The sequence below is a fragment of the Rathayibacter sp. AY1F9 genome, from assembly GCF_002932155.1.
Lineage (GTDB): Bacteria > Actinomycetota > Actinomycetes > Actinomycetales > Microbacteriaceae > Rathayibacter.
In genome coordinates this window covers 1-5,381 of record NZ_PSVA01000045.1, presented here as the reverse complement: position 1 = coordinate 5,381, position 5,381 = coordinate 1, and the positions used below count along the sequence as shown (strand labels likewise).

Below are 5,381 nucleotides of genomic sequence, written 5' to 3'. Positions count from 1 at the left end.
CCTTCACAGCAGGAGACCACCCATGCGCAGACGATTCATCCCTCTCGCCGCCGTCCTGGCGTCGACCGCCGCCCTCACCGGCTGCAGCGGCTTCGGAGGGCCGCGTCAGGCGGGGCGGCGGAGGGCGGTCTCGACGAGCGAGACGAGGCCGTGCGGGCCGAGCTGGCCGGCGAGCAGGTCGAGCGGAGTGGGGACGGGCAGCGCCGAGGCGGCGCGGCCGAGGCGGGAGGCGGGCACGGGGGCGGCCTCGCGCTCCTCCGGCTCCGGGTCGGCGAGGGCCAGCGCGACAGTGGCGGCCACGTCCTCGACCGCGCGGACGCAGCCGAAGCGGACGATCCGCTCGTCGTCGATCAGGGCCTCGCCGTAGCCCGCGCGGAACGCCGAGCGCTGCACGTCGCTGATCGGCCGCGAGTAGATGACGCCCAGCTCGATCAGGAGCAGGTCGGCCTCCCGCGGGGCGACGGTGGCCTCGTCGAAGTCGATCAGCCAGGGGCGGCCGCTCTCGTCGATGACGACGTTGCCGGGATGCGGGTCGCCGTGGAGGGGCACGCGGGAAGTGGGCGTGCGGGCGCGCTTCAGCCGCCGCTCGGCGCCGGCGAGGGCGTCGAGGCGGGAGCGGTTACCGCGCCACAGCGCGGTGAGGAGGGGGCGGGACTCCGGCTGCGCGTCGATCCTCTCGTCGGTCTCGGCGAGGAGGTCGGCGAGCGGACGGCGGACGCGGCGGATGCCCCGCCGCACGGGAGGCGCGAGGGTCGGCGGCTCGGCGTCGTGCACGGAGCGCAGGACCGCGCCGAACCCCTCCCAGTCGAGGGCGTCCTCGCCGGAGTCGACGGCGTCCTCGCCGAGGATCCACGGCGCGACCGAGACCCGCAGCCCACGGTCCTCCACCCAGGGGCGCCCGTCGGAGGCGCGGTGCGGCGCCGCGACGCCCGGCACCCCCGCCTCTCCCAGCGACGCCGAGAGCGCGAGGCCGAAGCGCCCGTCGCGGGCCGACGCCTTGACGCTCCACAGCGCCCCGGAGCCGTCGGCCGCGCACCAGACGCGCGCTCCGTGGTCGAGTCCGCCGACGACGGGCTCCAGGTCGACGAGGCCGACGCCGAACTCGCGGCGCACCAGAGCGCGCGCCCAGGCGCCCGCCTCCTCGATCGTGTCCATCCCGCTCATGCTGACGCGCGGGCGCCCCGCGAGCAGGTGCTTGCGCGATCGGTGATCGTAGGCATGGGTGCGGGCTGAGCCGCGTCTCAGGCTCGCGCTCCGGGCCGCCCGACGAGGAACCACGCCATCGACCCCAGGAAGGGCGCCACCACGACGGCGATCGTCCACAGGCCCTTCCGCAGGGGATCGAGGCCGGAGCGGAGGACCTGCGCGACCGCGAGGATCGCGACTCCGAGATACGCGGCCCCGCACAGGGCGGCGACCACGCTGGTGCCGAGCAGTGACATGTCCATCGCCCGACGCTACGCGCGGCGCGGCGCTGCCGGATCCGCCGCGGGGCGGAGACTCCCGGCGATGCGCAGCGGGCCTCGCTCAGCGGCCGAGGACACCGGTGATCGTCCGCGCGCCGTCGGCGGGGAAGAGGGCGAGCCGCTGCTCCGTCCCCTGCTGCCGGACCGTGAGAACGGGAGCCGCGAGCGCGTGACCGTGGTGGTAGCCCGTCACCGACTCGGGGGCGTCCCCGGCGGTGAGGGGCAGGAACGCGATCGGCGAGAGGTCCGCGTCGGCACGGAACAGCGAGAGCGCCCTCGCGGTGACGACGGCCAGCAGCACGGGGTCCGGCTTCGCCGCGCGCAGCGCCGGGAGGTCGACCGCGGCTCCGGCGACCGCGAGCGTCCGCAGCGAGGCCAGTGTCTCCGGAGTGTTCAGCACCGCGGTGACGCCGCCGTCCGGATGCTCGGCCCGCAGCCTCTCGAGGATCGGTCGGGACCACCGCTCCTCGACGCGCCGTCGGATCCCGAAGCCGAGCCCCGCGACGATCACCGCGGCCACCGCAAGCACCACGCCCCACCCTCCGTAGAGCTGGAACGCCCGGGCGCCCGACCACGCCGCCGCGACGACCACCGTCGCCCCGAAGAACGCCTCGCTCCCGAGCGACCGCAGCCGGGTCGACTGCACCTCCTGCGTCACGAGCGCTCCTCCGGGTCGGGCGGACCTCCGGGCGGGATCACGTCAGCGCATGATCGCACCGGCGCCTGCGGGTCGGGCGGGGATCCGTCCCCTCGCGCGCGAGGCCGGCTCAGCGCCCGCGCCGCGCCCGCGGATCGGTGAGGAGCCGGACCGGGGGGAGGTCGGCCAGGTCGGGGGACACGAAGCCGAGCACGTCGGAGTGGTGGTCGGCGGAGGCCCGGCGGAGGAAGGACCAGCACTTGAGCGAGGACGGGCGCCGGTCGAGGGGGAGGGGAGCGGCCTCCACGATGATCACGGTGGCGGAGCGGTGCAGGATCCGCACGGGCACGCGGCTCTCGCGGCCGTCGACGGTCCAGCTGGAGACGCCGCGGATGCGGCCGTCCTCGCGGTCGACGCCGACGGTGAGGACGCTCCGGAAGTCGTCGGACGCGGCGCCCATGCCGATCTGGAAGTCCCCGTCGGCGCCGTCGAGCACGAAGGCGACGTCGAGTCCGCGGCGGTGGCGGACGGTGAAGGTGGCGAGCAGGGGACCGCTCCCGAACCTCGGGGCCTCGTCGCGGGCCTGCCGGACACGCTGCTCCGCGTCGTCCCTGTCCATGGAGCCACTCCTGCCGTCCCGGCGGAGCGGGGCCCGCGCGCCCGTCGAGCCTAGGGGGAGCGGGGCGGCGTCACCCCGCGCGAGGCAGCGTCACCCGGAAGCGGGCGCCGACGGGCCCCGCCTCCGCCACGAGGTCGCCGCCGAGGGCCCGGGCCAGCCCGCGCGCGATCGGCAGGCCGAGGCCCGAGCCGCCGTCGGCGCGGTTGCGGGCGTCGTCGAGGCGGACGAGGCGGTCGAAGACGCGCTCGCGGTCGGCCTCGGCGATGCCGGGGCCGTCGTCGTCGACGGTGATCGTGACGGAGTCGGCGGCCGCCTCGACGGCGACGTCGATCCGGGAGCGGGCGAAGCGGGCACCGTTCTCGAGGAGGTTGCCGAGCACCTGAGCCAGCCGGTCGGCGTCGGCGCTGACCAGGAGCGGCTCGGCGGGCCGGTGCAGCTCGATCGCGAGGCCCGGGCGGCGCAGCTCCTGGCGCTCGATCGCGGCCTCGGCGACGCCCGCCGGGTCCAGCGGACGCGACTCCAGAGCCAGGCCCTCGTCCAGCCGCGCCATCAGCAGCATGTCCTGGATGAGGCGGCCCGCGCGCAGCGACTCCCGCACGACGTGCACGGAGAGGCGCTCGCGCTCCTGCTCGCCGCCGTCGCCGCGGACGAGCGCGTCGGCGGCGGCCTGGATGCCGGCGACCGGCGTCCGCAGCTCGTGCGCGGCGTCCGAGACGAACGCGCGCATCCGCTGCTCCGCCGCGAGGGCCGTCGCCTCGGCGGCGAGGGCGCTGCGCTCGGCCTGCTCGAGGTCGTCGAGCATCTCGTCGAACGCGGTCGCGGTGCGGCCGAGCTCGGTCCGCGGACGGGAGGGGCGCAGCCGCCGCCCGCGGTCGCCGTGCGCGATGTCGCGGGCCACGTCGGTCATCCGCTCGAGGGGCCGGAGGGTCGCGCGGACCACGACGATCAGCGCGAGGGCGGCCAGCAGGAGGAACACGGCCGACGCGGCGAGCAGGATCCCGTTCAGCTGCGCGAGGGTGCTGCCCACCGATCCGGCCTCGCTGGTGAGCTCGAGGCGGGTGCCGTCGCTGAGGGTCGACTCGAGGGTGATCAGCTCGTCGTCGGCGGCGACGCTGCTCGAGACGACGGTGACGGCGGCGGACGCGGCTCGGGGCGGGACGGCTCCGGAGGAGGAGCTCGTGCCGGGCGGCGACGGCGGCTCTCCGAGCTGGTCGGCGGCTCCCGGGCCCAGTCGCAGCTGCTCCGGGCTCGGCCCGGCCACGACGTCCTCGCCCTCGGGGCTCGTGATCCGCACCGAGACGCCCTGCGCCGAGAGGCGCGAGGCGAGGGCGTCGTCGGCGATCGTGCCGACCAGCGCGGCGGCGGCGGAGGCGCGGTCCTGCAGCCGCTCCTCGATCTGGTCGCGGAGGCGCTCGCCGAGCACCGCCTGCACCGTCGCCGAGAGGGCCAGGAGCAGCACGGCCAGCAGAGCGAGCACGGCCAGGACGGTGCGGAGGCGGAGGGAGCCGGTCCGCAGGGCGCCCGGCTGGGAGCGGCTCACGCCTCCACCCGGTAGCCGAGGCCGCGGACGGTGTGCACGAGGCGGTCGCCGTGCGCCTCCATCTTCTTGCGGAGGGAGCTGAGGTGCACCTCGACGAGGTTCGGGTCGACGTGGTCGTAGCCCCAGACCTGCGTGAGGATCTGGGTCTTGGTGAGGGTGCGGCCGCGGTTCCCGGCGAGGAAGGCGAGGAGGCGGAACTCGGTCGCGGTGAGGTCGAGGGCGACGCCGCCGCGGCGGGCGCGGCCCGACTCCGGGTCGACGACGAGGTCGCCGATCTCGACGACGGACGGGATGCGGCCGCGGCGGCGCAGCACGGCGGTCACGCGCTTGACGAGCTCGGCGAGCACGAACGGCTTCACCACGTAGTCGTCGACGCCCTCGTCGAAGCCGCGGAGGCGGTCGTCGACGGCGTCGCGGGCGGTGAGCATGATCACCGCCGCGTCGCTGCTGCGGCGGATCCGCTCGGCGAGCACGATGCCGCTCGGGCCGGGGAGCATCCAGTCGAGGATCACCAGGTCCGGAGCGAAGGTGCTCAGCTCGCGGGCGAGGTCCTCGCCGGAGACGAGACCGCGGACCGTGAAGCGCGCGCTGCGCAGCGCGGTCTCGACGGAGGAGCGGATGGCGTCGTCGTCCTCGATGAGGAGCACGCGGGCGGAGGAGGGCATGTGGTCGAACCTAGGGGCCGCGGATCGGGGCGCACCCGGCGTCTGCTGTGGAGGGTCTGTTCTTAAGTCCGGCTTCAGATTCGCCTTCGAATCTGAGATGGAACCGGCCGCAACCGATCCCGAACGGGGTCGGCACCGGGCCGGAACGAGGAGACACCCATGACCGAGTCGACCACCCCCGCCGAGAAGGGCTCGAGCTTCGGGCCGCGCCGTCCGAAGAAGCGCGCCCTGACCATCGGCATCGCTGTCGGCGCCCTCGGACTCGTCGCGCTCGGCTCGACCGCCGCGTTCGCCGCGACGCCGTCGAGCACGCCGACCTCCAGCGCCACACCGCTGCACTCCACCTCGACCGGTGCGCCGTCCACCGGTGCGCCGTCGACCGACGCGCCCGCCGAGGGCACCGCTCCGACGCCCCCGAGCGACGGCTCGGCACCGACGCCGCCGACGGATGCGC

General features: G+C 75.8%; 6 protein-coding genes and 1 pseudogene. 1 reads left to right on the top strand and 6 read right to left on the bottom strand.

The features are described from left to right. Nucleotides 1-105 precede the first annotated feature (105 nt). From C5C37_RS16845 to C5C37_RS16820, 6 genes are all read right to left on the bottom strand, one after another. Nucleotides 106-1,155 (bottom strand): aminoglycoside phosphotransferase family protein, encoded by a 1,050-nt coding sequence (locus C5C37_RS16845; RefSeq protein WP_104339329.1) that lies wholly within the window; start codon nucleotides 1,153-1,155, stop codon nucleotides 106-108. A gap of 86 nt (nucleotides 1,156-1,241) precedes the next feature. Further along, nucleotides 1,242-1,448, bottom strand: a complete 207-nt coding sequence (locus C5C37_RS16840; RefSeq protein WP_104225196.1) for a PLD nuclease N-terminal domain-containing protein — start codon at nucleotides 1,446-1,448, stop codon at nucleotides 1,242-1,244. A 79-nt stretch (nucleotides 1,449-1,527) separates the two neighbouring features. Continuing rightward, nucleotides 1,528-2,124: a hypothetical protein gene (locus C5C37_RS16835; RefSeq protein WP_104258313.1), complete on the bottom strand. Its 597-nt coding sequence runs from the start codon at nucleotides 2,122-2,124 to the stop codon at nucleotides 1,528-1,530. 109 nt (nucleotides 2,125-2,233) lie between these two features. Then, nucleotides 2,234-2,722 carry a hypothetical protein gene (locus C5C37_RS16830; RefSeq protein ID WP_104225194.1) on the bottom strand — a complete coding sequence of 163 codons (489 nt, stop codon included), beginning with the start codon at nucleotides 2,720-2,722 and terminating at the stop codon, nucleotides 2,234-2,236. A gap of 70 nt (nucleotides 2,723-2,792) precedes the next feature. Continuing rightward, the gene (locus C5C37_RS16825; protein ID WP_104227449.1) at nucleotides 2,793-4,262 is read right to left on the bottom strand and encodes a cell wall metabolism sensor histidine kinase WalK; all 1,470 of its coding nucleotides are present in this window, start codon (nucleotides 4,260-4,262) and stop codon (nucleotides 2,793-2,795) included. Next, complete coding sequence (locus C5C37_RS16820) at nucleotides 4,259-4,927, bottom strand: response regulator transcription factor (RefSeq protein WP_104339328.1); 669 nt, start codon at nucleotides 4,925-4,927, stop codon at nucleotides 4,259-4,261. The genes C5C37_RS16825 and C5C37_RS16820 overlap by 4 nt, the downstream gene beginning before the upstream one ends. A 159-nt stretch (nucleotides 4,928-5,086) precedes the next feature. On the opposite strand from C5C37_RS16820, the pseudogene C5C37_RS16815 reads away from it, so the two are divergent. Next, nucleotides 5,087-5,381, top strand: a pseudogene (locus C5C37_RS16815) (hypothetical protein); the annotation flags it as partial.